The organism is Spirosoma endbachense, assembly GCF_010233585.1.
Classification (GTDB): Bacteria; Bacteroidota; Bacteroidia; order Cytophagales; family Spirosomataceae; genus Spirosoma; species Spirosoma endbachense.
On record NZ_CP045997.1, the window covers coordinates 4,921,643 to 4,946,715 of the forward strand.

The 25,073-nt window shown below is 47.9% G+C and carries 22 protein-coding genes; 9 read left to right on the plus strand and 13 right to left on the minus strand.

Annotated elements, in window-relative coordinates:
- Window positions 1–216: 216 nt before the first annotated feature.
- The 9 genes from GJR95_RS19845 to GJR95_RS19885 all read right to left on the minus strand — a co-directional run bounded on the left by GJR95_RS19845 (window position 217) and on the right by GJR95_RS19885 (window position 12,280).
- The gene (locus tag GJR95_RS19845; protein ID WP_162387517.1) at window positions 217–1,923 is read right to left on the minus strand and encodes a RagB/SusD family nutrient uptake outer membrane protein; all 1,707 of its coding nucleotides are present in this window, start codon (window positions 1,921–1,923) and stop codon (window positions 217–219) included.
- A 27-nt stretch (window positions 1,924–1,950) separates the two neighbouring features.
- Window positions 1,951–5,283: a SusC/RagA family TonB-linked outer membrane protein gene (locus GJR95_RS19850; RefSeq protein ID WP_174260215.1), complete on the minus strand. Its 3,333-nt coding sequence runs from the start codon at window positions 5,281–5,283 to the stop codon at window positions 1,951–1,953.
- Window positions 5,284–5,476: 193 nt separating this feature from the next.
- Window positions 5,477–7,234, minus strand: coding sequence for a phospho-sugar mutase (locus tag GJR95_RS19855; protein ID WP_162387518.1), 1,758 nt, complete (start codon window positions 7,232–7,234; stop codon window positions 5,477–5,479).
- 251 nt (window positions 7,235–7,485) lie between these two features.
- Window positions 7,486–9,141, minus strand: a complete 1,656-nt coding sequence (locus tag GJR95_RS19860; RefSeq protein WP_162387519.1) for a D-alanine--D-alanine ligase family protein — start codon at window positions 9,139–9,141, stop codon at window positions 7,486–7,488.
- Between the two features lie 68 nt (window positions 9,142–9,209).
- Window positions 9,210–9,536, minus strand: a complete 327-nt coding sequence (locus tag GJR95_RS19865; RefSeq protein ID WP_162387520.1) for a DUF5615 family PIN-like protein — start codon at window positions 9,534–9,536, stop codon at window positions 9,210–9,212.
- Window positions 9,520–9,756: a DUF433 domain-containing protein gene (locus tag GJR95_RS19870; RefSeq protein ID WP_162387521.1), complete on the minus strand. Its 237-nt coding sequence runs from the start codon at window positions 9,754–9,756 to the stop codon at window positions 9,520–9,522. The genes GJR95_RS19865 and GJR95_RS19870 overlap by 17 nt, the downstream gene beginning before the upstream one ends.
- A 13-nt stretch (window positions 9,757–9,769) precedes the next feature.
- The gene (locus GJR95_RS19875; RefSeq protein WP_162387522.1) at window positions 9,770–10,036 is read right to left on the minus strand and encodes a NifU family protein; all 267 of its coding nucleotides are present in this window, start codon (window positions 10,034–10,036) and stop codon (window positions 9,770–9,772) included.
- Between the two features lie 90 nt (window positions 10,037–10,126).
- Window positions 10,127–11,230 carry an Mrp/NBP35 family ATP-binding protein gene (locus GJR95_RS19880; RefSeq protein WP_162387523.1) on the minus strand — a complete coding sequence of 368 codons (1,104 nt, stop codon included), beginning with the start codon at window positions 11,228–11,230 and terminating at the stop codon, window positions 10,127–10,129.
- Between the two features lie 54 nt (window positions 11,231–11,284).
- Window positions 11,285–12,280, minus strand: coding sequence for a GSCFA domain-containing protein (locus tag GJR95_RS19885; RefSeq protein ID WP_162387524.1), 996 nt, complete (start codon window positions 12,278–12,280; stop codon window positions 11,285–11,287).
- A gap of 269 nt (window positions 12,281–12,549) precedes the next feature.
- On the opposite strand from GJR95_RS19885, the gene GJR95_RS19890 reads away from it, so the two are divergent.
- The gene (locus tag GJR95_RS19890) at window positions 12,550–12,924 is read left to right on the plus strand and encodes a hypothetical protein (protein ID WP_162387525.1); all 375 of its coding nucleotides are present in this window, start codon (window positions 12,550–12,552) and stop codon (window positions 12,922–12,924) included.
- Window positions 12,925–12,984: 60 nt separating this feature from the next.
- Here the strand turns inward: GJR95_RS19890 and rplI are convergent, their stop codons facing one another.
- From rplI to GJR95_RS19910, 4 genes are all read right to left on the minus strand, one after another.
- Window positions 12,985–13,428 carry a 50S ribosomal protein L9 gene (rplI, locus tag GJR95_RS19895; RefSeq protein ID WP_162387526.1) on the minus strand — a complete coding sequence of 148 codons (444 nt, stop codon included), beginning with the start codon at window positions 13,426–13,428 and terminating at the stop codon, window positions 12,985–12,987.
- A gap of 95 nt (window positions 13,429–13,523) precedes the next feature.
- Entirely contained in the window at window positions 13,524–13,775 is a 252-nt protein-coding gene (rpsR, locus tag GJR95_RS19900; protein WP_012925715.1) for a 30S ribosomal protein S18, read from the minus strand.
- 2 nt (window positions 13,776–13,777) lie between these two features.
- Window positions 13,778–14,152: a 30S ribosomal protein S6 gene (gene rpsF, locus GJR95_RS19905; RefSeq protein ID WP_162387527.1), complete on the minus strand. Its 375-nt coding sequence runs from the start codon at window positions 14,150–14,152 to the stop codon at window positions 13,778–13,780.
- A gap of 115 nt (window positions 14,153–14,267) precedes the next feature.
- Window positions 14,268–15,209, minus strand: coding sequence for a hypothetical protein (locus GJR95_RS19910; RefSeq protein WP_162387528.1), 942 nt, complete (start codon window positions 15,207–15,209; stop codon window positions 14,268–14,270).
- 179 nt (window positions 15,210–15,388) lie between these two features.
- On the opposite strand from GJR95_RS19910, the gene GJR95_RS19915 reads away from it, so the two are divergent.
- The 8 genes from GJR95_RS19915 to GJR95_RS19950 all read left to right on the plus strand — a co-directional run bounded on the left by GJR95_RS19915 (window position 15,389) and on the right by GJR95_RS19950 (window position 25,043).
- Window positions 15,389–16,048, plus strand: coding sequence for a YggS family pyridoxal phosphate-dependent enzyme (locus GJR95_RS19915; protein WP_162387529.1), 660 nt, complete (start codon window positions 15,389–15,391; stop codon window positions 16,046–16,048).
- A gap of 109 nt (window positions 16,049–16,157) precedes the next feature.
- Complete coding sequence (locus GJR95_RS19920) at window positions 16,158–16,535, plus strand: DUF423 domain-containing protein (RefSeq protein ID WP_162391782.1); 378 nt, start codon at window positions 16,158–16,160, stop codon at window positions 16,533–16,535.
- Window positions 16,536–16,639: 104 nt separating this feature from the next.
- Window positions 16,640–18,235 carry a peptide chain release factor 3 gene (locus GJR95_RS19925; RefSeq protein ID WP_162387530.1) on the plus strand — a complete coding sequence of 532 codons (1,596 nt, stop codon included), beginning with the start codon at window positions 16,640–16,642 and terminating at the stop codon, window positions 18,233–18,235.
- 93 nt (window positions 18,236–18,328) lie between these two features.
- Window positions 18,329–18,652 carry a hypothetical protein gene (locus GJR95_RS19930; RefSeq protein WP_162387531.1) on the plus strand — a complete coding sequence of 108 codons (324 nt, stop codon included), beginning with the start codon at window positions 18,329–18,331 and terminating at the stop codon, window positions 18,650–18,652.
- Between the two features lie 109 nt (window positions 18,653–18,761).
- Complete coding sequence (locus tag GJR95_RS19935) at window positions 18,762–18,986, plus strand: hypothetical protein (RefSeq protein ID WP_162387532.1); 225 nt, start codon at window positions 18,762–18,764, stop codon at window positions 18,984–18,986.
- A gap of 471 nt (window positions 18,987–19,457) precedes the next feature.
- Entirely contained in the window at window positions 19,458–22,706 is a 3,249-nt protein-coding gene (locus tag GJR95_RS19940; protein WP_162387533.1) for a SusC/RagA family TonB-linked outer membrane protein, read from the plus strand.
- A 35-nt stretch (window positions 22,707–22,741) separates the two neighbouring features.
- Window positions 22,742–24,340 carry a SusD/RagB family nutrient-binding outer membrane lipoprotein gene (locus GJR95_RS19945; protein WP_162387534.1) on the plus strand — a complete coding sequence of 533 codons (1,599 nt, stop codon included), beginning with the start codon at window positions 22,742–22,744 and terminating at the stop codon, window positions 24,338–24,340.
- 76 nt (window positions 24,341–24,416) lie between these two features.
- The gene (locus tag GJR95_RS19950) at window positions 24,417–25,043 is read left to right on the plus strand and encodes a hypothetical protein (RefSeq protein ID WP_162387535.1); all 627 of its coding nucleotides are present in this window, start codon (window positions 24,417–24,419) and stop codon (window positions 25,041–25,043) included.
- The last annotated feature ends 30 nt before the right edge of the window (window positions 25,044–25,073 follow it).

Sequence of the window (25,073 nt, forward strand, 5' to 3'; positions counted from 1 at the left end):
TAAATCAGGATTCTGGCGACAAAAAAAGTGGGCAGCCGAACATCTTTATCTGTTCACTGCCCACTTGTGCTGCTTATAGGAAATTAGGACTTTCGCTTCAATCCGTGCCACCGCAGCCGCGGACGGTGGTTTCTAATCGTGCTCCTAATAACCACGGTCCGCCGTTGCGACCGTCCGCGGCTGCGGTGGCACGGCTCGAAACGAAAGTCCTGAAAATTAATAGCCCGGATTCTGTTTTAGTGTTTCCTTGCCACTAATCTTACTATTCAAAATCTCCTGCAATGGAATCGGGTAATATTCGTGCTTACCTTTCGAGAAGGAGGCTCCATTGAAATACGTGCGCAGGCGGGCCTCTTTCGCCATATAGGCATTGAGAGTCTGATCAGCTATACCCCAGCGTACCAGGTCAAAGAAGCGGTGACCTTCCATGCCAAATTCCAGCCGATGCTCGAACCGTACGGCCGTGCGGGCAGCGGCTTTATCAGCCCATGAAGTTGTATACTGGCTGATCACATAATTAGCTGCTGGCTTACCGTCATCCAGTTTCACAAAACCATCGGGATTAGCGGCCCGTTTCCGGATCACGTTGACGTATTCCCTGGCTTTTTCGAGGCTACCTACTTCAATTTCACACTCGGCCAGCCAAAGGTATACGTGCGATAAACGAATCATCCGGTAATTATTGGCGTTCAGACGCGAATTGCTGGCGAAGGTGTTTGTGCCGACATCTGTCTTGTAGAATAAGTGCTTTTTCCCTTCGTAAGGCCCGCCATTGCCCTGATCGCGTACCCACGACTTGCCGGGCATTATTCCCCAGTCGAGAAATGGAATGCCGCGTCGGCCAACTGTCCAGTCCAGACGTGGGTCAAGGGTACCTGCGTAAGGCGTAAACGGCTGTGTCGACTCAATGCCCTGATCGCTAATTACATCCGAATCATTGAACGTTGCGGGCATTGGCAAGCCATTGGCGTCGGTTTTGAACGCATTGACCAGGTTCTGCGCAGGCTGGAAAAAGCCACAGCAGGTTGTCGGACCGGCATAAGGGTAGTTCAACACAGCCCCATTGTTACCGTTTTCGCCTGTACCGTCATTAACCGAATACTGAATCTCAAAAATAGACTCCGAATTATTATTCGTTACCGTCTTGAAATTATCATGGTACCTGTCCATGAGCTTATATTTCCCGCTGGCAAGAATAGCTTCCAGCAACGGTTTGGCCTCTGCCCATTTCTGCTGAAAAACATAGGCTTTAGCCAGCAGGGCCGCAGCAGCCCATTTGGTTACCCGGCCTTTCTGCGACTGTACTTCGGGCAGATTGTCGTAAGCAAATTTCAGATCTTCAATAATATTAGGCCATATGTCTTTATCATTAGGCACTTTCGTACTGTTCAGATCGAGCGGATTATAGATTTTTTCATCGATATACGGCACCATGTTGAACATTTTTTTCGCTTCAAAATGGTAGTGCCCCCGCAGACAGCGTGCCTGTGCAATCGCCTGTGTTTTTTCGTCATTGCTCATGTCAGTTGCTTTGGCAACTGCCTGAATCACATCATTCGAGCGGGCTACGCCATCATACACAACCCGCCACTTACCCCGGAAGTAGGTGTTATCGGGCTGAATGTTTTTGTATTCGATGTAGCCTGCTTCCGGCTGATCTCCTGAGGTAGATCCTTTGTAAGCATCATCGGCAGCTATACTGCCATAGACCCAGTTGTCGGCCGAGCTATGGTACGATGTTCCGCCGGAACCCCAGCCGTCCAGTAGCGAGTAGGCTCCTGTGAGCAAATAGCCGACGCCAACACGGTTATAAAAGTTTTCTGCACCCAGTACGGCCTTGGGTTGTACGTCAAGGAAGGACTCTTTACAGCCTGTAACAAAGCCAATTGTTAACAGACAGGCTAATACAGTTATTTTTTTCATGATTTAAGATCAGATTAAGTCAAGGGATTAGAACGCCAGATTTAGCCCCACAAGCAGGGTTTTGGCAACCGGATAAGCCGCTTCATCAACGCCAATATGCCGGTCGTTTCCGGTACCTCCTGAATCACGCAGGTTGATTTCAGGGTCGAGTCCCGAGTACTTAGTTGCCGTCAGCAGATTCTGACCTTGTACGTAAATCGTTGCATTGCTTACACCTAATCTGCTCATCAAGGTGCGGGGAAGGTTGTAGGACAACTGAACGTTTTTGAGCCGCAGGTAACCGCCCGGTTCCAGATAATAGGTGGATGGGTTGGAGCTTATCGCGTCATTTGAGCGCAGGATTGGTAGTTTTGCATCCGTTTTGCCTGGCTTCCAGGACTCATAGTACATGCGTGTACTGCGGTTACCGCCAAATGTCGGGAAGTCAGTCCAGTAGCGAACGTAATTGAAGATTTGATTGCCCTGTACACCCTGTCCAAACAGCGTAAGATTGAAGTTTTTATAGCCAATATTTACGTTAAGGCCATAGCTGAAGTTGGGGTGCGGGCTACCAATAATTGTCCGGTCGCTGGCATTGACTTTCCCATCGCCGTTTACGTCCCTGAAAATGAACTCACCCGCTTTGTTGTAATTGTTTGTTCCATCGGCATTGGCGAAGGCTGGGGGAGCTGCTTTGGCCTGCTCATCCGATTGGAAAATTCCGTCGATGACATACCCAAAGAACGACGAAATTGGGTAGCCTGCCTGCGTTACGGTCATGGCTGGAATGCGGGGCGTAAAACCGAAATACTGCGTTGACTCATTCCCGTCGGTCTTCGTGACCACGTTGCGATAAGTCGAGATATTCGCACCCAGGCTATAGGTCAGCTCACCGCCCAGTGCCCGACCATTGTAGTTCAGGCCGAGTTCAATGCCTTTGTTTGTAAACTCGGCAATGTTCTGGAATGGGTTGGTGGCAACGCCCTGCGTCGATTGAACTTCTACCGGGAACAACGCATTGGTGGTTTTGCGGTTGAACCAGTCGAATGTCAGATCAACTTTGCCTTTAAACAGCGACGCATCCAGGCCAAAGTCAACGGAAGTTGTTGTTTCCCATTTCGCGTTGGCATTGCCAAACTGATCGAGCTGATAACCCTGAATCGATGACGTTCGGGAGCCATTAAGATCATAGAACGAATTGGTTGGGTTCGTTGCATAAATCAGGAAGGGGTTGTAGTTACCAATCTCCTGATTGCCGGTTTGCCCGTAGGCTGCCCGTAGTTTGAGGTCATCGATCCAGCCAGCCGTAGGAGCCATGAAAGACTCTTTTGACACGCGCCAGCCAGCAGAGAGAGCCGGGAAGTAAGCTACGCGGTTTGCTGCCGAAAAGCGTGAAGAACGGTCCCGACGCAGTGTACCATCAATGAGGTATTTGTCGAAGAAGGCCAGGTTTAGTTTGGCAAACTCCGAGGCCAGCCGCCAGTCTGATGAGCCGTTGGTATTGGTCGATGTACCAGCATTCCCCGCATCTAAATACCGGTTTTCCATACCATCGTCGGCAAACCGGCTTCGGTCACCCCGCAGAAACTCGAAGTAATTTTTGATTGACTCCGTTCCGGCAATGACGTTATACCGAATGTTGCTGCCAATTTCGCCATTGTAGGTCAGGGTATTATACCATGTCCAGGTATAACCGAACTCGTTCCGGGCAAACATGCTGTTGGCTCCTGCCGATTCAGACGATTCAACGTCGCGCGGTGTATAAACGCGAACATTAAGCGTATTATAATCAACCCCAAAACTGGTTTTTGCCGTTAAGCCTTTCAGAATATCGACTTCGGCATAAACATTACCGAACAACTTCATCTCTTTGTTGACGTTGTCTTTGTTGCGATAGAGCAAAGCCACTGGATTACGAGCGTTGTCGAGGTCACCCCCTTTGGTACCCGCAAAGTTTCCGGCTACGTCATACACCGGAATGATCGGCTGTATCCGGAAGGCCATTGAGATGGCGTTGCTTTCGTTGTTATTGGCCGTGGCACTTTGGGTTGAGTTACCGCCCCCAACGCGTTCTCCGTAAGCAATCTGGACGTTTTCACCCACCCGAAAGCGCTTGTTTACGTTGAATTCTGTGTTAGCCCGTACCGAATACCGCTTGTAGCCGGTGTATTTCAGGATGCCCTGCTGGTTGAAATAGTTCACCGACATCGCATATCGACCACTTTCGTTACCGCCCGATACGCCCAACTGGTGATTTTGAATGGGGGCCGGATCGAAAATTTCGTCGAACCAATCGGTTCCCTGTTTGTTCGCTTTGGTGATCAGGAATTTAGTTTTTCGAAAGTCGGCCCCGTCGATATCACTTGAGTAGTTGACATAACTACCATCTGGATTTTGTGCCAGGCGAGGATCGTTTGCAGCCGCGCCATCCGGAAAGATGTAATCGGGCAGAACGGGCGTAGTACCGCTCCCAAACTGGGCATTTTTGGGATAAATCAAACCACTCTGACCGGCATTAGGCGTTGCTACACCATTGACGAGTGTATTGGCCGAATTGATACGTGACTCCCATAAAAGATCGGCGTATTGTTGCGTATTCAGTAAACTTAATGTTTTGCCGGGTTGCTGCGTGCCATAGTACACATCGTATGTGAACTTCGGTTTTCCCGCTTTCCCTTTTTTTGTCGTAATGATAACAACGCCATTACCGGCCCGTGAACCATAAATCGAGGCTGCCGATGCATCCTTCAGTACTTGGATGGATTCAACATCGTTTGGGTTGATGGTGTTGTTGGTCCCTTTGGTGGGTACGCCGTCGATGATGTAGAGCGGAGAGTTATCGTTCAGCGTGCCAAAGCCGCGAATACGTACCATTACGCTACCTCCCGGCGAATTGTCGTTTCCAACCTGAACGCCGGCTACGCGTCCCTGCAATGCCTGCGAAACGTTTGTAACCGGCACTTTCAATGCTTCCTTGACATCTACTGTGGCAACCGCGCCGGTAATGTCGCGTTTGGCCTGAGCGCCATACCCGGTTACGATAACTTCATTCAGGGTTTTGACATCAGGAGCCAGCGTAACATTGATGTCCGATTGATTTCCAATGGTAATTTCCTGGGCTGTGTAGCCAATGGCAGAAATGGTCAGTGTGTTACGGCCAGTCGGTACTGTTAGCGTAAATCGTCCTTCGGCATTCGTAACCATACCGATTTGCGTACCCTTGATGACGACATTCGCTCCTGGCAGTGGATTGTTGTCATTACCGTCGGCAATACGGCCACTAATTTTACGATCCTGGGCGAAGGCCCCTTCGCACAAAAGCCAGCAAAGCAATGCCAGCGGCCATGTGCGGTGCACATTGCGTAGAAGTTGGTTAATCATGAGATCTTAATTAGAATAGGTAATATGATCGAGAGAAGTACATGAGTACTAATGCTTAAAGTATTTCTTCGATTAATTCTAATTAAGCTTACTTTAATTTTATTGAAAATATTTTTACCCATAAAAAATCCCGGCTTTTTTATAAGTCGGGATTTTTTTATATTTTTTTTAAATAAGTATAATTACAGGTAGACTAGACCAGCTTCATGTCATCGATTACGCGCTGAACTTTCGCTTTCAATTGCGCATACGTATCGTCAAAAGCTTCTTTGCTTTCGAGTGGTTCACGAACGCTAACGTAGAACTTAATCTTGGGCTCCGTACCCGAAGGACGTGCTGATACTTTCGTGCCATCGGCCGTAAAGAACTGGAGTACATTCGATGATTCAATGCCCATTTTCCCCGCTTCAATGGCACTTGTCTGTCCGCTCTGTGCGTCCAGGCGTGTAAGTGCTTTGTAATCGTCGACCCGAACAACGGCTGAACCCGCAATCGATTTAGGCGGATTTGCCCGGAAATCCGCCATCATTTGCTGAATCTCTTCGGCACCGGCTTTTCCTTTCTTCGTTAGCGATACAAGGGCTTCATAGTAGAAACCGTTCTCCTGATACATCGTCATCAACAGGTCAAACAGACTCTGACCGTTGTCTTTGGCGTAGGCGGTCAATTCGGCAATTATGGCGCAGGAAGCAATCGCATCTTTGTCGCGAACGAAATCACCGATGAGGTAACCGTAGCTTTCTTCACCGCCACCAATGAATTTTTCCTGACCTTCCAGTTCACGAATGACTTCGGCAATGTATTTGAAACCGGTGAGCGTGTTGTAGCATTTTACTCCGTAGCGTTCACACATCTGGTCGATGAGGTCGGTCGTAACGATGGTTTTCGCTACGAACTCATTACCGGTTAGTTTCCCGGCGTCTTTCCAGGCATTGAGCAGGTAATAAATAATCAGGCTGGCCATCTGGTTGCCATTCAGCAACTCGAATTCACCATGGTGATTACGAGCGCCCGCACCCACACGGTCGGCATCGGGATCAGTGGCCATGACCAGATCGGCATTGATCGACAAAGCCAGATCGAGGGCCAACTGCATGGCGGGCCGTTCCTCCGGGTTAGGCGACTTTACGGTCGGGAAGTTGCCATCGGGTGTTGCCTGCTGTTCAACAATATGAACGTTTGTGAAGCCCAGCGCATCAAGAGCGCGCGGAACGAGCGTAATGCCGGTGCCATGAATAGGCGTATAAACAATATTCAGGTTTGCCTGCCGCTTAATAACATCCGGATTAACGGCATTCGACTTGATGCGCTCAATATAAGGCGCATCGATTTCTTCATCGATCAGGTGAATCTTTTCCGGAACACCCACAAACTTGATATCGTCTACCGATGTGATTTTAGCCACCTCGCCAATGATCGCTTTATCGTGGGGGGCAACCACTTGTGCGCCATCATTCCAGTATACTTTGTAACCGTTGTATTCAGGTGGATTGTGCGATGCTGTTACGACGATACCACTCTGGCAACCCAATTGCCGAATTGCAAACGACAGTTCGGGAGTCGGGCGCAGAGCACTGAACAAGTACACTTTAATGCCATTTGCTGAGAAAATATCGGCGACTAACCGCGCAAATTCTGGGCTCATCCGGCGGCTATCGTGTGCAATGGCTACGCTAATATCCTGATCGGGGAAAGCGGCATTGATGTAGTTGGAAAGCCCCTGGGTGGCCGCGCCAACCGTGTAGCGGTTCATGCGGTTAGAACCCACACCAACCACACCCCGTAGACCACCTGTTCCGAATTCGAGATCGCGGTAGAACGAATCGGTCAGTTCGGTAATATTGCCCGAGTCGATCAGGTGTTGGATGGCATCTTTAGTGTCGGCGTCGTAATTACCGCCAAGCCATTGGTCGATTCGCTGCTGGGTAGAAGCGTCAAGGGTAGTTGTCATACTAAAGGGCTGATTAATACAGAAACGATTATTCGCCAAAATTACAATTCCCCATTTGCCCACCAAATCCTTACGGTAGAATCATTTGGAGAATTTTAGTAACAAGAATAGCTGATTACCCTGTCTTTATAAAAACGGCCCTTCATTGTCTGCACGATGAAGGGCCGTTTATGGATAGATGGTTATGGTTGGGCCGTTTCCAGGCCCTTCTATCTGGTCATATTCAGCTATTTGTTGAAAAGTACTACGAGTTAAACATACCTCGCCGTAATGTGAGCGCTTCTTTCCGCTGTTTCCAGCAGTAATGGATGGCGCGGTTGATTTAGGGCTGCTTCCAAATCGGCGATGGTGTCTTTGAAAAGGAAATGCAACGGAATTTCATGCGATTCGGCTTTGCCTTTAATGTACATCAGCGATGGCCGTACGGTTCCCGATGCTGCCAGCTCGTTGTATTGTTGCTTTGCCGCCAAAAATTCTTCATCACTAATGCCGAATGAAATCACGCGTTCGGGAAGGGGATTAGCTTTGCGATTGGCGAGCTGCGTATCGAGATCGGCCAACAGTCGTTTGAGATGGAACGTATCTTTTCCCGTACGAATGCGTTCCCGTAATGACTGGCGGATAAGATATGTCAGGGAGTTGGCCAGATTCAGGCCAATCTCTGCCATTTGCTTAAAAATAAGCGACGAAGGCGACATGCCCGGAATTGTGTTCGGATCGTGAAGCAACACGCGGCCGTCGGGGGTCAGAAATCCATCAATTCGGGAATAGACATTTATGCCCAGACGTGTGAAAACTTCGGCGACGGCCAACTGAATTTTGCGATTATTTTCGAGAGTCGTCTCAACCGGAATCCGCTTTTTGGTCGTATTCAACTTATACTTCGATTCAAAATCGAAGCTCGTTACATTATATATCTCAGTGGGCGGCAGGGCAATTGCCATCTGGTCATCATCCTGAATAACCCCGCACGAAAATTCCTGGCCACTGATGAACTCCTCAAATAACACTTCGTCTTCAGCGTTGAGGGAGGCAAGGGTAATTGATCCGCCCGAAACCCTCGTAAGTTCATTGAGTTTTTCAACGAAGTCTTTTGGATGCCGAATGACTTCTCCCGTTTGTTCGATCACAACCGGAAAGCTAATCCCCGAATCCAGACTGACCATTGCCTGGGCTAATTCCTGTTTTTCGCTGGTCGATAAATCAGACCATTCGCTCAGTTTGCTCCAGCCGTCTGGTTGAATGCTCATCGTAAAGAAGCATTGCTCGACAGCCCGGCAGAATTGTGCCAGATCGGCTTCACGAACGATAGCCACGCCAATGGAAGAACCCTGGTGCGGGGCTTTTACAACGATTGGTAAACCCAGGTGATCAGTCAGTGATTTGAAAAATTGCGCTTTATCGGCTCGTTCGTAAGCGTCACGACTTATAGTGGCTGTTTTTTTCTGCTGCCCGTTAGCGAGTGCAATCAGTTCATTCTGTAAGATTTTATTGATGCCTACCGCTGAACCAACTAAACCCGGACCTGTATACGGCATTTTGTGCCATTCGAGCAAACCCTGAATGGCACCGTCTTCGCAGTCGGGACCATGCATGGCCAAAAATGCCAGATCGAAGTAATTCCGAAAATGTTCTGGACGAATTTCGAGTAGGGTTATGTCCAGGACGTTTGGATCGAGCGATTCATCGTAAACCGAGAAACCCGAGCTGTCCTGTGGCAGGGCCTCCCGTAACGATGGCGAATTCAGGAACTCGGGTTGCACGAGTCTGAATCGACCTCGCCCATCTACGAATACCAGAACTGGCTCGAACAAGCCTTTATCTAAATTTGCCAGAGCTGTACGCCCACCTGCATATGACACCTCGCGCTCCCGCGCCGGGCCCCCGAAGAAAATGCCTATTTTCACTGAATTGAGGAATAATGCGATTCGCAAAGAAACAAAAAAGCCGCCTGTTTTGGGCAGGTGGCTTAAGGTCAAATTCTAATAACAGTTGCTCCAGACTCTAAAGGTTGTTCTAATGTTGCGAGTAAGGCCGGAATAATCGCTTTTAAGACTGGGTATGCGTTTGTGTAGGTATCCAACACAAGTACTGGAGTTGAATATTTGGTGAGGTTTTGTTGAAACCTAAGATTTTTATCGCAGGTAATCAATGCATCCATGTTAAAATTTACCAGGAATTGAAGTACATCTTCATCTTCGTTTCCATCCCGACGCATCTCTCTAACGGTAAAAACGTCATGAAAAGCTACTAAATCCTGCTTGAGTTTCTTTGGTACATTTTCGTCAAGCAACAGCCTCATAGATTGTATTGAGGTTGGTTGCTGTCAATAAACGCTCAGCTATCTTTAAGGTAGCGACAACCTGTTCTTTCGAAACAGTTGGAAAATCATCTAAAAAATCATCTACTGAAATGCCTAATTCCAGATGGTCGAATAAAGATTGAACGGGTACCCGGGTTCCTTTAAAGACTGGCGTCCCTCCCATAACTTTTGGACTAATTGATATGACATCGGGTAGCATGGTCTTATTCGTCTTAAAACGCGGGCGTAATATTCACGGCTTCCACCTTCCTAATTTCGGGTACGGCACGCAGAATTGCTTCCTCCAGCCCTCCTTTGAAGGTCATTGCTGACATGGGGCAGGAACCACAGGAACCAATCAGCTCGAGCCGTACGGTTTTATCGTCGGTCACTTCCAGCACTTTCACATTGCCACCATCTGCTGCCAGATAAGGACGCATGCTATCAAGCGCTCGTTCGATCTTCGTAATCAGTTGGTCGTTATTAACTACCGTTTCCATGAAATTTTCTATTTACGGTAAAGTTACAGGGTATCGGGGTTTTATGCAACTGCCTGAACCAAGCTCTTGCCTGGTTCAGGCTAAAAGCTGTCAGGCTACTTCTACGCGTTTGGTTCGTTCGGTCGTTGCGTTTCGAATGGCTACCTGCTGAGCCAGTGCTTCAGCAGTATTCTGGAAGGCCTCACTGGCCACTGGCTCACCAACGCTGATGGCAGGCCGACCTTCGTCGCCCGCTTCCCGAATGCTCTGAATCAGTGGGATCTGTCCCAGAAGGGGTACATCAAACTGATCGGCCAGTTGCTTTCCTCCCCCTTTACCAAAAATGTAGTATTTATTCTCGGGTAATTCTGCCGGAGTGAAATAGGACATGTTTTCAATAACGCCCAGTACCGGCACATTAATCTGCGGTTGCCGGAACATGGCCAGTCCTTTCGTCGCGTCCGCTAAAGCCACTTTTTGGGGTGTCGTTACAATGATAGCACCCGTTACCGGAACGGTTTGCACCAGTGTTAAATGAATGTCGCCCGTGCCCGGTGGCAGATCGATGAGCAGATAATCTAATTCGCCCCAATCGGCATCGGAGAAGAACTGCTGCAAAGCCCGCCCTGCCATGGTGCCGCGCCAGATAATAGCCTGTCCAGGAGCTACCAGAAAGCCCATCGAGAGCATTTTGATGCCAAACTGCTGGATCGGTTCCATTCTGGTCTGGCCATCTACCTGAAAAATGCGGGGTTGAATATTCTCGGCGCCAAACATCGTTGGCATCGAAGGACCGTAAATGTCAGCATCGATGATACCGACCTTAGCGCCTGATTTATGCAGGGCAATGGCCAGATTTGCCGTCACGGTAGACTTCCCGACTCCGCCTTTTCCCGACGAAACAGCGATAATATTCTTTACACCCGGAAGTGTTGGGGCATTGGCACGCGTTGAGGTTACATCAGACACCATGTTGACTTTTACCTCAATTTCAGGGCCGATGTGCGTATGAATGGCATCTTCACATCGCTTCCGGATCACTTCTTTCAACGGACAGGCGGGTGTGGTCAGCACAACCGTAAAACGAACCTGACCAATACTCAGCTCAATATCTTTCACCATGTTGAGCGAAACGAGATCTCGCTTCAGATCCGGCTCTTCAACGGTGCTTAGTGCTTGTAAAACAGCTTCTTTCGATAATCGATAATCAGACATCAGGCTAATAAATAATGTAAAATGTAGAATGCAGCACTGGAGTCCAATAACTCACTATTCATTATGCATCATACATTTTTCTAAACGACGATGCACCTCTGCCAGTTCCGCCGAAACGTTGACTTGCTTCGATAAGGCTTCTAATTGTGCCAATAACTTCGCCAGAAATTGTTGATGAGCCGGACTATTTCCGTACAATGGTCTATGTGCCAATGATTTACTGACGTTCGCCCATTTATCAATAAAGCTACGAAGATCGGTATCGAAAGCACTTTCGGCAAGTTTGGTAAAGATATAATCGTGAGCCAGAGCGTTCGGATGAATCAGATCGGCCTCGTAGAATCGGTAATCACGCAGATCGTCGACCATTAATTCGTAGGCAGGGAAGTAGGACACCCAATCATTCCAAACTGTCAGTTCATGCGTGATTACCCGCAATGTCGATTTGCTCACCTGGTTGAGTGGAAGCGTATCGCGGGTATGGCGCACAGGACTGACCGTCAAAACGACTTTAAGTTTTGGGTTGGCTTTGTGCAGCGTTTTCAGCAACCGCGTCATGTCGTCGCGGAGGTGATCAATCTGATACAGGTATTTTTCGAACAACTGCCCCGGCATTTTATGGCAATTGGCTACCACTTTTCCTGTTTCGATATGCCGGTAAACGACCGCCGAACCAAGGGTAAGCAACAGAAAGTCAGCTTTGCAAATCGCATCACTGGTCTGCGCCAGGGTTTGAGTTAACCGGTTGCGTAATTCATCCCGACTGTTTGCCCAGAGCGACGAATGGAAGTCGTAATGAAACCAGACGCCATCGCGTTCAACGTATCGATTCTCGTCGGGCAAAGTCCCGTAAAGAGCCATTGTTAGCAGCTTGGCAATAGAAACGGGATTGAAGATCGTGCCAAAGGGATTATCCAGGACAGTTAGTTTATGGTCGGCCAATCGACGACCCATAACCTCAGCAAAACACGACCCAATAGTCACAATACGGCTGTTGAGGCCAATACGGTGGGCGAGTGGTTCAGGTGAAAATTCGGTATGAAACTGCATACTGCATCAACAAAAATATATGCCAAATAGGTCCCTGTTTTTAAAGTTAATTTCGTGTATAACTGTCTGATATTTAATGTGTTATATTGGTGTTTGGTTTGTAAAAAATTGTGCTAAAACTACCCTGATGTATTTCATCTGTCGTCTATACTATAAATATAAAATATAACCGTATAAATTTATTAACTATTATATCTATCCTGACGTAAGGAGATATAGCCTTTTATTTATACATTCACCGGAAATAATTCTTTTCGATTTACTCAAGAATGATGACCTTCCAGAAACGAATTAAAGCACTTAGTTTCGAATCACTACATGAATTAATTAATCAAGCGCGCCATGAAATTCACCGTCGGCAGGAGTTTATTGAACGAATTCCGCCACTGAAACTACAGGAAATCTCCTTTTCTGTTCGTGCCCGTGATTTGTTGTATCGAACGATTGCCGATAAGAAACAGCTGGTTTACTGGCAGGAGGCCCAGAAACTGACACTGAGCGAAACGTTGAAATTGCTGGAACCCTGTGATTGGCGGCAGATTCAATACAAAAACGCTAAAGTCTTTGGCGAAATATGTTCGATATTTCAAGAATACAAGGCCCCAGTAGAATGGTATTACACTGAAATTGAAGCGAAAGTATAGGCATAAAAAAACGGTCGACCGAGATATAAATCTGGCCGACCGTTTTTTGTTATGAAGTGCTTATTCTGCAGACACAACCTCAAATTTAACCTTGTGCTTCACATCCTTGTGCAGGTCGAGTGACGCTTCATAGGTACCGAGGGTTTTTACGTCATCAACCGTAATTTTCTTCCGGTCGATGTCGAAGCCTTTTGCGCGCAGAGCGTCAGCTACCTGTGTGTTTGTAACACGGCCGAATATTTTGCCGCTATCGCCCGCTTTTGCCGGAATAGTCAGTGTAATATCGCCGATGCCATCGGCAATTGCCTGGGCATCATTTTTGATTTTTTCGGCTTTGTGAGCGGCCTGACGAATGTTTTCGGCGACGATTTTCTTGTTAGAATCGGTCGCCATGATCGCAAATCCCTGAGGAATCAGGTAGTTGCGGCCGTAGCCAGGCTTCACCGTTACGGTGTCATTCTTATAGCCCAGGCCGGCAATATCGGTTTTTAAAATGATATCCATGATTAAAAGAGTTTTCAGTTTTCAGTAGGTCCGTTTACAGTTTTGTGGACAGAAGATTGCTGTACAACTGAAAACTATAAACTATAAGCTGAAAACTATTTTAGTGAATCTCCTACGTACGGCAGGATAGCCAGATGACGAGCGCGTTTGACGGCCTGGGCCACTTTACGCTGGTTTTTCAGGCTTGTACCGGTCAAACGCCGGGGTAAAATTTTACCCTGTTCGTTCAACAGTTTCAGCAGGAAGTTTCCGTCTTTGTAGTCGATGTATTTGATGCCGGCTTTCTTGAAGCGGTCGTATTTTTTGCGGTTCTCGGTTTTCGAGACTGATTCGTTTTGCAAACTCATGATTACTTGGCCTCCCCGGCGTTTTCGGTTTGTTTTTTCTTACCCACTAAGCCGTTGCGCTTACGGTCATTGTAAGCAACGGCGTGCTTATCAAGTGAAACCGTCAGGTGACGGATGATGCGCTCATCGCGTAGATACTCGGTGTTGAGTTTCTCGATGATCGTGCCGGGAGCCTTAAACTCGAAGAGTTGGTAGTAACCCGTATTCTTGTGCTGGATTGGATAGGCCAGTTTGCGTAGGCCCATATTTTCTTCGTGAACGAGCTCCGCACCGTTGTCGGTCAGCACTTTGCGAAACTTGTCAACGGCGTCCTTTATCTGAATCTCAGATAAAACGGGAGTTAAAATGAACACCGTTTCGTAGTTATTCGGAAACATTGTACGTAATTGGTTTGAAATGAGGGCGCAAAGGTAAGAAAAAAAACGAAAATTCCCAGTAGGCAGTCGCTTTTTTGCTAACTACCTGCTGGGAATTTTCAATTGACGCCAACAATTACTTCACAGTAAACTCACCCTCGCCAATCCGGAAGCCTTCGCAATAGACTTCAATACTATAACGACCCTGGCTAAACCGTTGCCCCCCGCGACCATAAATGAAGTCAACCTGCTGGCGGCTATTGTCGAAATTGAACCGTTGCATGGCTGTATAAATCATGCCTTCGCCATTATACGTAAACTCTCCCGACCCGGTAGCCAAATCAGAGACAACGGCCCCACTCGGGTCCAGAACGCGCATATACAGCACTTTTTCTTCCTGCTTGGCCAGTCCATTTGGGGCGATCCGCACCGAAATCCGCACTTTATCGATTCGCCGGGCTTTATAACTGCCGCCGTCGCTCTCTTTTCCGCGCGAATTAATGGCATTCACCGTAATGTTCTCAGCTCTGAGCGCAGCAGCAATAGTGACTTTTTCGCTCAGCTCCTGATTTTTCGATGCCACGGCAACGACCGAATCGCTCAATGTTTGTTTTTCTGCTTTCAAACTATTGTTTTCCTGCGACAGCGACTCGTTCTGCTGGGATAAAACACCGTTTTCTTCCTTCAGGCGGGCAATTTCCAGATCTTTCTGGGCCAGTATAGCCTGGTAATTTCGAATTTTCTGGTCGTATTTTTTTCGATCGAAGGAGTTAACATTCCGTAATTCGCGTTTATCGACTTCCAGTTGCGCTTTCACTTTCATGAGCGAATCCACACTGCCACCCAGTTGCTGAATTTCAGCGATTTTGGCATCCAGTTGAGCCGAAATGGAGTCCAGTTTCGTTTTCGCGGATAACACTTCTTCCGTTTTAGCCGCAATCGTGGCATCTTTTGTTTTATTATCCTGCCGTTCCTGATAATAGAAATAGAGTAGTAATATGTTTAATGCTGCCAGAACCAGTAGAGCGGCCAGCAAGTAGCTGCGACTATTGTTTCGGGATTGGGGTCTAGGTTCCATTGGGGTCATTTGTTAAGCGAAGGTGTTGTGTAAATCCTTACCAAAACTATATCATCTACCGGTTTATTGTACCAGTTAGCTGGTTTATGGCCAAAAACTACACGATTTCGCGTAGTTCTCAAACCTATCTTTGCACAATATTAATAAACGGTCGGTGTTGAACCGACTTTTAGGCCATTATGATTGCTGATACGATTCACCAGATCGAAACCGAATTAGCGGGACGCGCCCAACTTATTGCTGTTACCAAAACGAAACCGGTTGAGTTGCTGCGTGAGGCATATAACGCGGGTTGCCGAAAGTTTGGCGAGAATAAAGTACAGGAAATGGCTGAGAAACAGCCTCAGCTCCCTGCCGATGTAGAGTGGCACCTGATTGGTCATTTGCAAACAAACAAGGTTAAATACATTGCCCCGTTTGTGGCTTTAATTCATTCGGTCGATAGTCTCAAACTGTTACAGGAAATCAATAAACAGGCGGCAAAGAACAATCGTACCATCGACTGTTTATTGCAGATTTATATTGCCGATGAAGAAACCAAGTTTGGCCTTAGTGCTCAGGAAGCCGAAAACCTGCTGAACGACCCAACTCTGGAGAGTCTGGAAAATGTTCGGATTGTTGGGCTTATGGGATTGGCAACCAACACCGACAACGACGACCAGATTCGGCAGGAGTTTCGCGGGCTCAAGCAGTTATATGATACCTTGGCTGCTATGAACCGTAAAAATGTTCAGTTCGCCGAGCTCTCGATGGGTATGAGTGGCGATTATCAGATAGCGGTTGAAGAGGGTAGCACGCTGGTGCGGGTTGGGAGTGCTATTTTTGGATCACGGAACTGAATCTGTCATGCTGGCCGGTACGCCGGAGCAGAAGGAGGCATTTTCCAGTACGACCTTTTTAAAACTACCGCTCTGGCGGCCTGACTTTGTCAGCATAACAAACAATGATATGAAATTCTTTATTCAGGCAGGAGCCGTTTTAGGTCTGCTGGGCGTTGCGCTCGGCGCGTTTGGTGCACATGCGTTGCGAGCAATGCTCGATGCATCGGGCCGGGCGGCAACCTTCGAAACAGCCGTTAAATACCAGTTTTATCATGCACTGGCTCTTGTGCTGGTGGGTGTGTTGATGCAGTTATTTGGGAGTAACCCAACCATTGTCAAGCTTCTCAACTGGTCGGGGTATTCATTTCTGGGCGGAACGCTGATTTTTTCTGGGTCACTTTATGTTCTGTGCTTTACCGGCATCACCTGGTTGGGAGCCATCACACCTTTAGGCGGAGTGGCTATGATTGCTGGCTGGGCGCTGTTACTGTGGGCGTTTTTATAGGTGAAAAGCGAAAAATGAAGCATAGTAACTCAACATGAGGTTTATTAGTCACGCTTCATTCTTCACTTAAATCTTCGTATCTTTGTAGTCTGATTCTGAGAATAATGCAAACCAATATACAGGCTGAAACCGCTCGTCGGCGGACATTCGCCATCATTAGTCACCCTGACGCCGGTAAAACAACATTGACCGAGAAATTGCTTCTCTTTGGCGGGGCTATTCAGACGGCAGGGGCCGTAAAATCCAATAAAATCAAGAAGTCGGCAACCTCCGATTTCATGGAAATTGAGAAGCAACGGGGTATCTCCGTGGCTACGTCGGTAATGACGTTTGAATACGACAATCTCAAAATTAATATTCTCGATACACCTGGTCACAAAGACTTTGCGGAAGATACCTACCGGACACTTACTGCTGTTGATAGCGTCATTCTGGTTATCGACTGCGTAAAAGGAGTTGAGGAGCAAACCGAGCGGTTGATGGAAGTTTGCCGCATGCGCGATACACCGGTTATTATTTTCATTAATAAACTGGACCGCGAAGGCCGTAACCCGTTCGATCTGCTCGACGAACTGGAAGAGAAGCTCAACATTCGTGTTCGGCCAATGACCTGGCCTGTAAACATGGGTTCTGACTTTAAGGGTGTTTATAGCCTCATCGAGAAAAAGTTATATTTCTTCAAAGTCAACAAGACCCGCGTTGAAGATGATGTGCTTCCAATTGATCTGGATGATTCATTACTTGATCAGAAGGTAGGCGCGCGCGATGCGGCTCAACTGCGTGAAGATGTTGAGCTGATTGAGGGCGTTTATGACTCCTTCGACAGGCAGGCTTATCTGGATGGCAAATTGGCTCCCGTGTTTTTTGGTTCGGCTGTCAATAATTTTGGCGTGAAAGAGCTACTGGAAGGTTTCTGTGATATCTCGCCCGAACCAATTGCCCGGCCAACCGATAAACGGGAGGTGCTACCTGACGAGAAGAACTTTAGCGGATTCGTCTTTAAAATTCACGCCAACCTCGACCCGCGCCACCGCGATCGTATTGCGTTTCTGCGCATCTGCTCGGGCGTATTCGAACGGGGGAAATTCTACCACCACACCCGTCTCGACAAAAACGTTCGCTTTGCCTCGCCGTTCAGTTTTATGGCCGATAGCAAGAGCGTCGTGGAAGAAGGATTTCCTGGCGATGTCGTTGGCTTATACGACACCGGTACGTTTAAGATTGGGGATACACTGACCGAGGGCGAAGACCTACAGTTTCAGGGTATTCCAAGTTTTTCGCCCGAAATCTTTAAAGAACTGGTGAACCTCGACCCCATGAAATCCAAGCAGTTGGACAAGGGGATTCAACAGCTAACCGATGAGGGCGTTGCCCAGTTGTTCACGCTTGAACTAGGCAATCGGAAGTTTGTGGGGACCGTGGGCGAATTGCAATTTGAAGTAATTCAGTATCGCCTGGAGAATGAATACGGGGCGAAGTGCCGTTGGGTGCCACTCAACTATACAAAAGCCTGCTGGATCACCGCCGAAAATCCGGTTAAGCTTGCTGAGTTTATCCGACTGAAAGGCAACCAGATCGCCTACGATAAAGATCAGCATCCCGTTTTTCTGGCCGAATCTGATTGGATGTTGCGCATGAACCAGCAAAACAACCCGGATATTCAGTTCCATCTGACGTCGGAGTTTAACGTAACGGCCTAATTGTTTTAAGCCCGTTTGCTTAGATTTCTTCCGGCGCAAAAACTACTGTCATCGGTATGGGTTAGTCAATTATTAACCAGACAACCCGTACCGATGATAAACTCAATGGCAATTGTTGCTTTCGTGCTGTTCATGGCCGGAACCGCCGTAGCCCAGCAAAAGCAGCCCAAACGCACTAAGCCAGCAACCACGGCTGGTACTATTTCTCCAGTCGATGCCGCGCGCTCCAGTCCGTCGGCGGCAAATACTCATGATGGAACTATGGGTGCATCGACCGGAACAGGTACAACGCTTGAGCAAAATCAGGCGGGTAATGCAACCAGCCCCCGCACAACATCAACCGATGCCAACAGCAGTACCAGAACTGGCGCATCTTCCGTAAAAGCAAAGAAAAAGCCCCGAAAATCAGATAGTTAAACGTGTTGACGTTTAATGTCAGTGGCTGATTTAACCAAAGTTTAATAACCTTTTCGTTGGAGGAGGGTTAAATTAATGTTGGTTTTATTTCACTTATCTAAGGAAGACTATGAAAAAGGTAATGATCGCTGCAGTTGCAGTCCTGTTGATGACAGGTGCTGCTTTTGCCCAGGATGATGCAAAAAAGGCTCATAAAGAAATGAAACATGAAGCCAAGCAGATGAAAAAAGAGGCCAAGAAAGAGGGGGATGATGCAAAAGCGGATGCCGCAAAAGACATGAAGCATATGCATAAGAACATGAAAAAGGCCGAAAAGAAAACGACAGATAGTTAGATTATCCCTTTTATTTACACCATTGGCCTCCCAAGAGATTGGGGGGCTTTTTTGTTGGAGCTACCTTGAAGATAAGGTGAAGTTGAGAATTAGATTACTGTTCAATTAGTTTAAGACGTTCGTTTAGCGCTGTAGCACTGATTCTTGCACGATCGAGTAAGAACCAAAACATACTAAGTAAAAATACTTATTCATGGCTTAAATAATGGCCTCTTGTTGATAAATTTTAACGTAATCTGTTGGCTAGTAGTAGTTTATTGAGAATAGGTCTTTGTTTGCCTGTTTACGTTTCTAATTAATATATTCAATTGTAGATAGAATATAGGAGGTTTAATAGATAATATTTAAATATAATGACTTAATAAAATTTTATTCTGTATTAAATAAGTATTAAAAAATATAATCCCTTATAATTGGTGCTTCATTTACTAAGTGCCATTCTCTATATGTATAATCTCTACTTGAATATCTATGAAACTAGTTGTCCTTGCTCTAACCCTGCTTTTGCCATTTTTTGCGCTCGCCCAGCAGCGAGCTGTGCGTGGCAAAGTAACTGACACGGCAGAAAAATCGGCATTACCCGGCACAACAGTAACGGTGAAGGGTAGTACCGTTGGGACGGTTACTGATGCACAGGGAACGTACCAGATTAATGTCCCAGACAAAAATGCCACCCTTGTTTTTTCCTCGGTTGGCTTTCAGTCCAAAGAGGTTGTGGTTGGCGCACAACAGGTGATCGATGTTGTGTTAGTGGCTGATACGAAGCAACTTAGCGAAGTTGTTGTGACAGCGGCTGGAATTAAACGCGACAAGAATGCACTCGGTTATTCGGTGAGTACGCTGGATGCCAACCAACTGGCCCAGAAATCGGAGCCGGATGCACTGCGTGCGCTCACGGGAAAAGTTGCGGGCGTGAATATTCAGGGCTCGGGCGGTGCAGCGGGTGGTGCTACTAACATTACCATTCGGGGCAACTCGTCGCTGGGTAATAATAACCAACCGTTGTTTGTGGTTGATGGGGTTCCGTTCGATAACTCCAGTTTTGGTGGTACCGACGGCTCGGTTGGCGGATCGACCATTACCAACCGGGCGTTCGATTTAGACCCCAATAACATTCTAACAATGACGGTGTTGAAAGGAGCGGCCGCAGCCGCTCTTTACGGATCTCGGGCCGCCAATGGTGCCATAATCGTGACAACGAAAGCCGGTAAGCGTCAGAGTAAGAAAGGGCTGGAAATTACCTACAATACAGGCTATTCGACGGAAACCGTAGCCGGACTTCCTGATTATCAGACGAGCTACGGGCAGGGCACCAACTTCGATTATCGAAGTGGTGTGTTTGGTTCCTGGGGGCCGCCTTATCAGGGTATTACGAGTCTGATTCCTACGCGGGCAACGATTCCGCATCCGCTAACAACCAACAACCGGTATCCTTCCACCGTGTTTCCGGAGTTTTATCAGGCAGATGGTATAACGCCAATTCAGATTCCATACCAGTCTTATTCACAGGATAACGCCAGAAAATTCTTTCGTACAGGTAGCGTATTTGAGAACGCACTGTCGGTATCGACGGGCAGTGAGAAAGGCAACTTCACGGCGGGTTTGTCACGAACCGCCAATCAGGGTGTTGTCCGGGAAAACCAGATTACGCGTACAGCAGTCAACATTGGCGGTAATGCGCAGCTAGACAACAAATTCTACTTAAGCGGGGCGCTGAATTATGTAAACACCGATCAGGTATCTCCTCAGGTAACGGCGGCCAATGGGAGTGGAAGCTCCATTATGGACATTCTGATGTTTGTTCCGACCAGCTACGACCTGACGGGTTTCCCGAATACGAATCCGCTGAACGGCAATAACGTGTATGACCGCGTAGGGACTGATAACCCATATTGGTCTGTCCTTAACAGTCCTACCCTGAGTAAGGTAGATCGCTATTACGGGAACGTTGTGCTTGGATTCGATCCATTGCCCTGGTTGAATGTGCAGAATACCGTTGGCTTCAACGCCTACACGGATCGGCGCACGGTAGTGAACGGGAAAGGCGGTGATTATTTCCCAAATGGCAATGTCACGACCGATAACATCTACCGGCAGGAACTGGATAACACCTTGCTGATAACAGCTACGAAACCAATCAATGAAAACATTGGACTGAAAGTTATTGTAGGGAATAATGTGAACCAGCGACTAACCGAACGCCAGGTCGTTTTTGGTGATGGTATTATTTTTCGGGGCATCAATTCGCTGAATAATACCAGCGTAACCATTCCGCGTGTACTGCCTAACAACCGCAACGATTTCAAACAGCGATTCTTTGCGTTCTTCACCGACATTTCGCTGGATTATAAAAACTTTGCCTTCCTGAACCTGGTAGCTCGCAATGACGTATCATCGACGTTGCCTGCCAGCAATCGAAGCTATCTCTACGGCGGGGCCAGTGCATCGCTGATTTTCACGGAAGCGTTCAAGCTACCCAAAAATATTCTGTCGTTTGGTAAATTCCGGGCTGGTTATACGCGTGTCGGCAATGAAGCCACACCGTATCAGACGCAGACGGTTTATATCGCCAACCCGGTTCTGGGCGCGGGTGCTTCAGGAACGGGTACGATTGCTTCTCCTTTTGCTGGACAAAGTACACTGACCGAATCGGATTTGCTGGCCAATTCTTTGTTGAAACCGGAGTTTATCACCGAGCTGGAATTAGGAACCGAGCTCCAGTTTTTCAATAATCGGATTGGGCTGGACATCACATACTACAACAAGATTAGTACGTCGCAGATTTTTACGGTCAATGCTGTGCCTTCATCCGGGTATACGCAAAAGGTAATCAATCTGGGTAAGTCATCGAACGAAGGGATTGAAATCGGGCTGAACGCAACCCCCGTAAAGGCTCTCAACGGATTGACCTGGACGCTTTCGTCGGCCTTTACCATGAACCGCAACATCGTGCGGGACATTGGCAACCTGACCGAGTTACCCTACGGTGGATTCTCCGATCTGGGCAGCGTACACATTGCTGGTCAGCCTTACGGGCAGATTCGCGGATCGACTTATGCTAAAGATGATGAAGGCAATATTCTGGTTAATCCAAATACCGGAAAGCCCATTCTAAGCGGTAAAACAGCGGCCATTGGCAATCCTAATCCCGATTTTATTCTGGGTGTCACCAATTCGCTGAGCTATAAGGGTATTACGCTGAGTGCGCTGTTTGACTGGAAAAAAGGGGGCGACATGTATTCCTTCACGGCTTACGAACTGCTTAGCCGGGGTGTAACGAAAGATACCGAAGAGCGGGAAGCCATTCTGGTAGGACCGGGTGTACTGGGGGATGTGAATACCCTGAAGCCCATACTGGATGGAGAAGGGAAGAAGATTCCGAATAACATCGGAATTGCGGTAGCTGACTATTATTTCACGGGTGGGTTTGGACCGGGTGGTGCGGCTGAGGTAAACGTTTTAGATGCAACCGTTTTCCGGCTTCGTGAAGTATCGCTGGGCTATCAGTTACCGAAAAAATGGCTGGATAAAACGCCGTTTGGGTCTGCTTATCTATCCCTTAGCGGCCGTAATCTGTGGTATCTGGCCCCGAACTTCCCCAAGCACCTGAACTTCGATCCGGAGGTTAGCTCGCTTGGCGCCGGCAATTCGCAGGGCTTCGATTTTATCGGTATTCCAACGACCCGCCGGTTGGGTGTAAACCTCCGGTTCAGCTTCTGATTTCTGGTCAATCAACCCATTTCGAACACGATTTTATGAAAGTCATAACGCTAATACGAATAGCTTCTTTCGTGAGCCTGCTGTTTATCGGGAGCGCCTGTAAGGAATTTATCGATATAAATGCAGATCCGAACAACCCAACAACGCCGGTTCTGGAATTGCTTCTGCCCGCAACTCAGGTGTCAATGACCGGCAGTTTGAGGGATGTAAACCAGGGTACATCCATCCTGATGCAGCAGCTCTACACGAGCAATACAAGCCGTAATTTTCAGGACGGAACCGATTATCAGCAGTCCTGGAATGGTTTGTACACCCAGGTTCTCAATGATATCGAGATCGTTATCCGCGAGGGAACAAAGCAGCAACGCTGGGACTATGTATCGATTGCCAAGCTGGAAAAAGCTTACATCTACAGCCTGATGGTTGATCTGTGGGGTGATATTCCGTTTGCCGATGCGTCGAAGGGATTGACCATTTCTGACCCGGCGTTTGAAAGCGGGGCGACCATCTATGACAAACTGTTTACGCTGATCGATGAAGCACTGGCCGATGCGAACAAAGGCAATTTTGCCATTCAGCCAACCACGGCCGACATCATTTATAAAGGGGATAAGGCCGCCTGGATTCGTATGGCCAACACGCTGAAATTGAAGCTATTCAACCAGATTCGGCTTGTGCAACCCGACAAGGCAAAAGCGGGTATCGCTGCTTTATTGTCGGCCAATACGCCCCTGATCACGACCAATGCGCAGGATTTTTCGTTCCGGTTCGGCACCACCGAAACGCCCGCTAACCGGCATCCCTGGCACCGCTCGGAGTACCAGGCCAGCAAAAGTTACTACATGAGCCAGGGCTTCATCGAACGCTTGTTCAATACCGACGATCCCCGGATTCGTTATTTCTTCTACCGTCAGACCTCTAATTATACGGTTGGTTTTACGCCAACGGGTAATGGTTATTTCGGTCGTTACACGGGCGATGCAACCGCTTCACCGAATGATAACGCCTTGAAAGCTACGGTTGGCGTGTATCCGGCCGGTGGTTTGTATGATAACGGCCCCATCAACAACCTGACGTCGGCCAATGTATTCATAACCAACGCAGGGGCAACCTCAGCCCCGAAAGTAGTGAGCAATACCGACGGTACGGGTGCGGGTGTGTTTCCGTTCATGACAAACGCGATGGTGAAGTTTATTTTGGCCGAAGCGGCATTAACATTGGGGACCACCGGCGACGCGAAGCAGTTGTTTCAGGATGGTATCACGGCTCACCTGAACAGCGTCAACACAATTGCCTCGACTTCCGGGAATTCAGCTCCGGCCATTTCGGCGGCTACCATCACGGCCTTCGTGGCCAACCGAACCAGCCAATATGACGCAGCCGATGCGGCTGGCAAACTGAACGCGGTTATGACGCAGAAGTACATTGCGCTCTATGGCAATGGCATGGAAGCGTATAACGATTACCGCCGAACCGGATTGCCTGCGTTGCCCGCTCCCATTGCCCCGCTGAACACGTTCCCGTTGCGGCTAACGTATTCGATCACGGAGCTTTCGACCAATGCGAATGTATCGGCTAAGGCTGACCAGGTTCAGACAGCGCAGCAAACAACACCGGTTTTTTGGGATAAGTAATTCAGTTGACAGAGAATAGCGTTTTCTGCAAACCGAGTACAATAAACGATTCACCGTAAATTAGTTAAGGCTACCCATGAAAAAAATCATTCTTTATTTTTCACTCCTTCTGGTCGTTGGCCTCGATGCCTGTAAGACCGAAGATTATGTTTGGGAAAACTGGTCCTACACGGCGGTTCCACTGGTGGCGGTCAACATAGCGAAATCCGCCTTGCCTACGGTTTCTACAGCCAATACCTCCTTTTTTGATATGGGTGCGACTAATCTGGCTACCCAGGAATTTGAGTATACCTTGAAATGGGAGGGTTTTGGGAAAGAAGAAGTGACTTCCATTGATGTCTATCTTGGTTTCAATAAGGCGGCAGCTACGGGAAATCCAGCTTACCCAATTGTGCTGTCGCAGCCGGGAGGTATCTATCCCAGTGTAACACAATATCCGCTTCCGAGCCGGGTTGGCACCTCCGACAAGCTCTATGAAACGGTTACGCAATTCCCCAAAACCTTCACGGTTACTGCCGCGCAACTGGCTGCGTTTACGGGTGTTAACCTGAGCACGGTTGCGCAAAACGACTACTTTCTGTTCAAGTTTATGCTGAATCTGAAAGATGGGCGACGTATTGCGGGCTATCAGGAGAACGTATGCGACGAAGCCCGTGGTGAAGTTGGCGACTGCCGGGTTGGTGTTCGCTTCCGAAGAAAATAATCGATAAACAACTACCCCTCTAAATTAACC

What these genes read in the sequence shown, in the direction of transcription:
- GJR95_RS19845 (WP_162387517.1), bottom strand. Translation starts at nt 1,923, where the DNA reads ATGAAAAAAATAACTGTATTAGCCTGTCTGTTAACAATTGGCTTTGTT.
- GJR95_RS19850 (WP_174260215.1), bottom strand. Translation starts at nt 5,283, where the DNA reads ATGATTAACCAACTTCTACGCAATGTGCACCGCACATGGCCGCTGGCA.
- GJR95_RS19855 (WP_162387518.1), bottom strand. Translation starts at nt 7,234, where the DNA reads ATGACAACTACCCTTGACGCTTCTACCCAGCAGCGAATCGACCAATGG.
- GJR95_RS19865 (WP_162387520.1), bottom strand. Translation starts at nt 9,536, where the DNA reads ATGAGGCTGTTGCTTGACGAAAATGTACCAAAGAAACTCAAGCAGGAT.
- GJR95_RS19870 (WP_162387521.1), bottom strand. Translation starts at nt 9,756, where the DNA reads ATGCTACCCGATGTCATATCAATTAGTCCAAAAGTTATGGGAGGGACG.
- GJR95_RS19875 (WP_162387522.1), bottom strand. Translation starts at nt 10,036, where the DNA reads ATGGAAACGGTAGTTAATAACGACCAACTGATTACGAAGATCGAACGA.
- GJR95_RS19880 (WP_162387523.1), bottom strand. Translation starts at nt 11,230, where the DNA reads ATGTCTGATTATCGATTATCGAAAGAAGCTGTTTTACAAGCACTAAGC.
- GJR95_RS19885 (WP_162387524.1), bottom strand. Translation starts at nt 12,280, where the DNA reads ATGCAGTTTCATACCGAATTTTCACCTGAACCACTCGCCCACCGTATT.
- GJR95_RS19890 (WP_162387525.1), top strand. Translation starts at nt 12,550, where the DNA reads ATGATGACCTTCCAGAAACGAATTAAAGCACTTAGTTTCGAATCACTA.
- rplI (WP_162387526.1), bottom strand. Translation starts at nt 13,428, where the DNA reads ATGGATATCATTTTAAAAACCGATATTGCCGGCCTGGGCTATAAGAAT.
- rpsR (WP_012925715.1), bottom strand. Translation starts at nt 13,775, where the DNA reads ATGAGTTTGCAAAACGAATCAGTCTCGAAAACCGAGAACCGCAAAAAA.
- rpsF (WP_162387527.1), bottom strand. Translation starts at nt 14,152, where the DNA reads ATGTTTCCGAATAACTACGAAACGGTGTTCATTTTAACTCCCGTTTTA.
- GJR95_RS19910 (WP_162387528.1), bottom strand. Translation starts at nt 15,209, where the DNA reads ATGGAACCTAGACCCCAATCCCGAAACAATAGTCGCAGCTACTTGCTG.
- GJR95_RS19915 (WP_162387529.1), top strand. Translation starts at nt 15,389, where the DNA reads ATGATTGCTGATACGATTCACCAGATCGAAACCGAATTAGCGGGACGC.
- GJR95_RS19920 (WP_162391782.1), top strand. Translation starts at nt 16,158, where the DNA reads ATGAAATTCTTTATTCAGGCAGGAGCCGTTTTAGGTCTGCTGGGCGTT.
- GJR95_RS19925 (WP_162387530.1), top strand. Translation starts at nt 16,640, where the DNA reads ATGCAAACCAATATACAGGCTGAAACCGCTCGTCGGCGGACATTCGCC.
- GJR95_RS19930 (WP_162387531.1), top strand. Translation starts at nt 18,329, where the DNA reads ATGATAAACTCAATGGCAATTGTTGCTTTCGTGCTGTTCATGGCCGGA.
- GJR95_RS19935 (WP_162387532.1), top strand. Translation starts at nt 18,762, where the DNA reads ATGAAAAAGGTAATGATCGCTGCAGTTGCAGTCCTGTTGATGACAGGT.
- GJR95_RS19940 (WP_162387533.1), top strand. Translation starts at nt 19,458, where the DNA reads ATGAAACTAGTTGTCCTTGCTCTAACCCTGCTTTTGCCATTTTTTGCG.
- GJR95_RS19945 (WP_162387534.1), top strand. Translation starts at nt 22,742, where the DNA reads ATGAAAGTCATAACGCTAATACGAATAGCTTCTTTCGTGAGCCTGCTG.
- GJR95_RS19950 (WP_162387535.1), top strand. Translation starts at nt 24,417, where the DNA reads ATGAAAAAAATCATTCTTTATTTTTCACTCCTTCTGGTCGTTGGCCTC.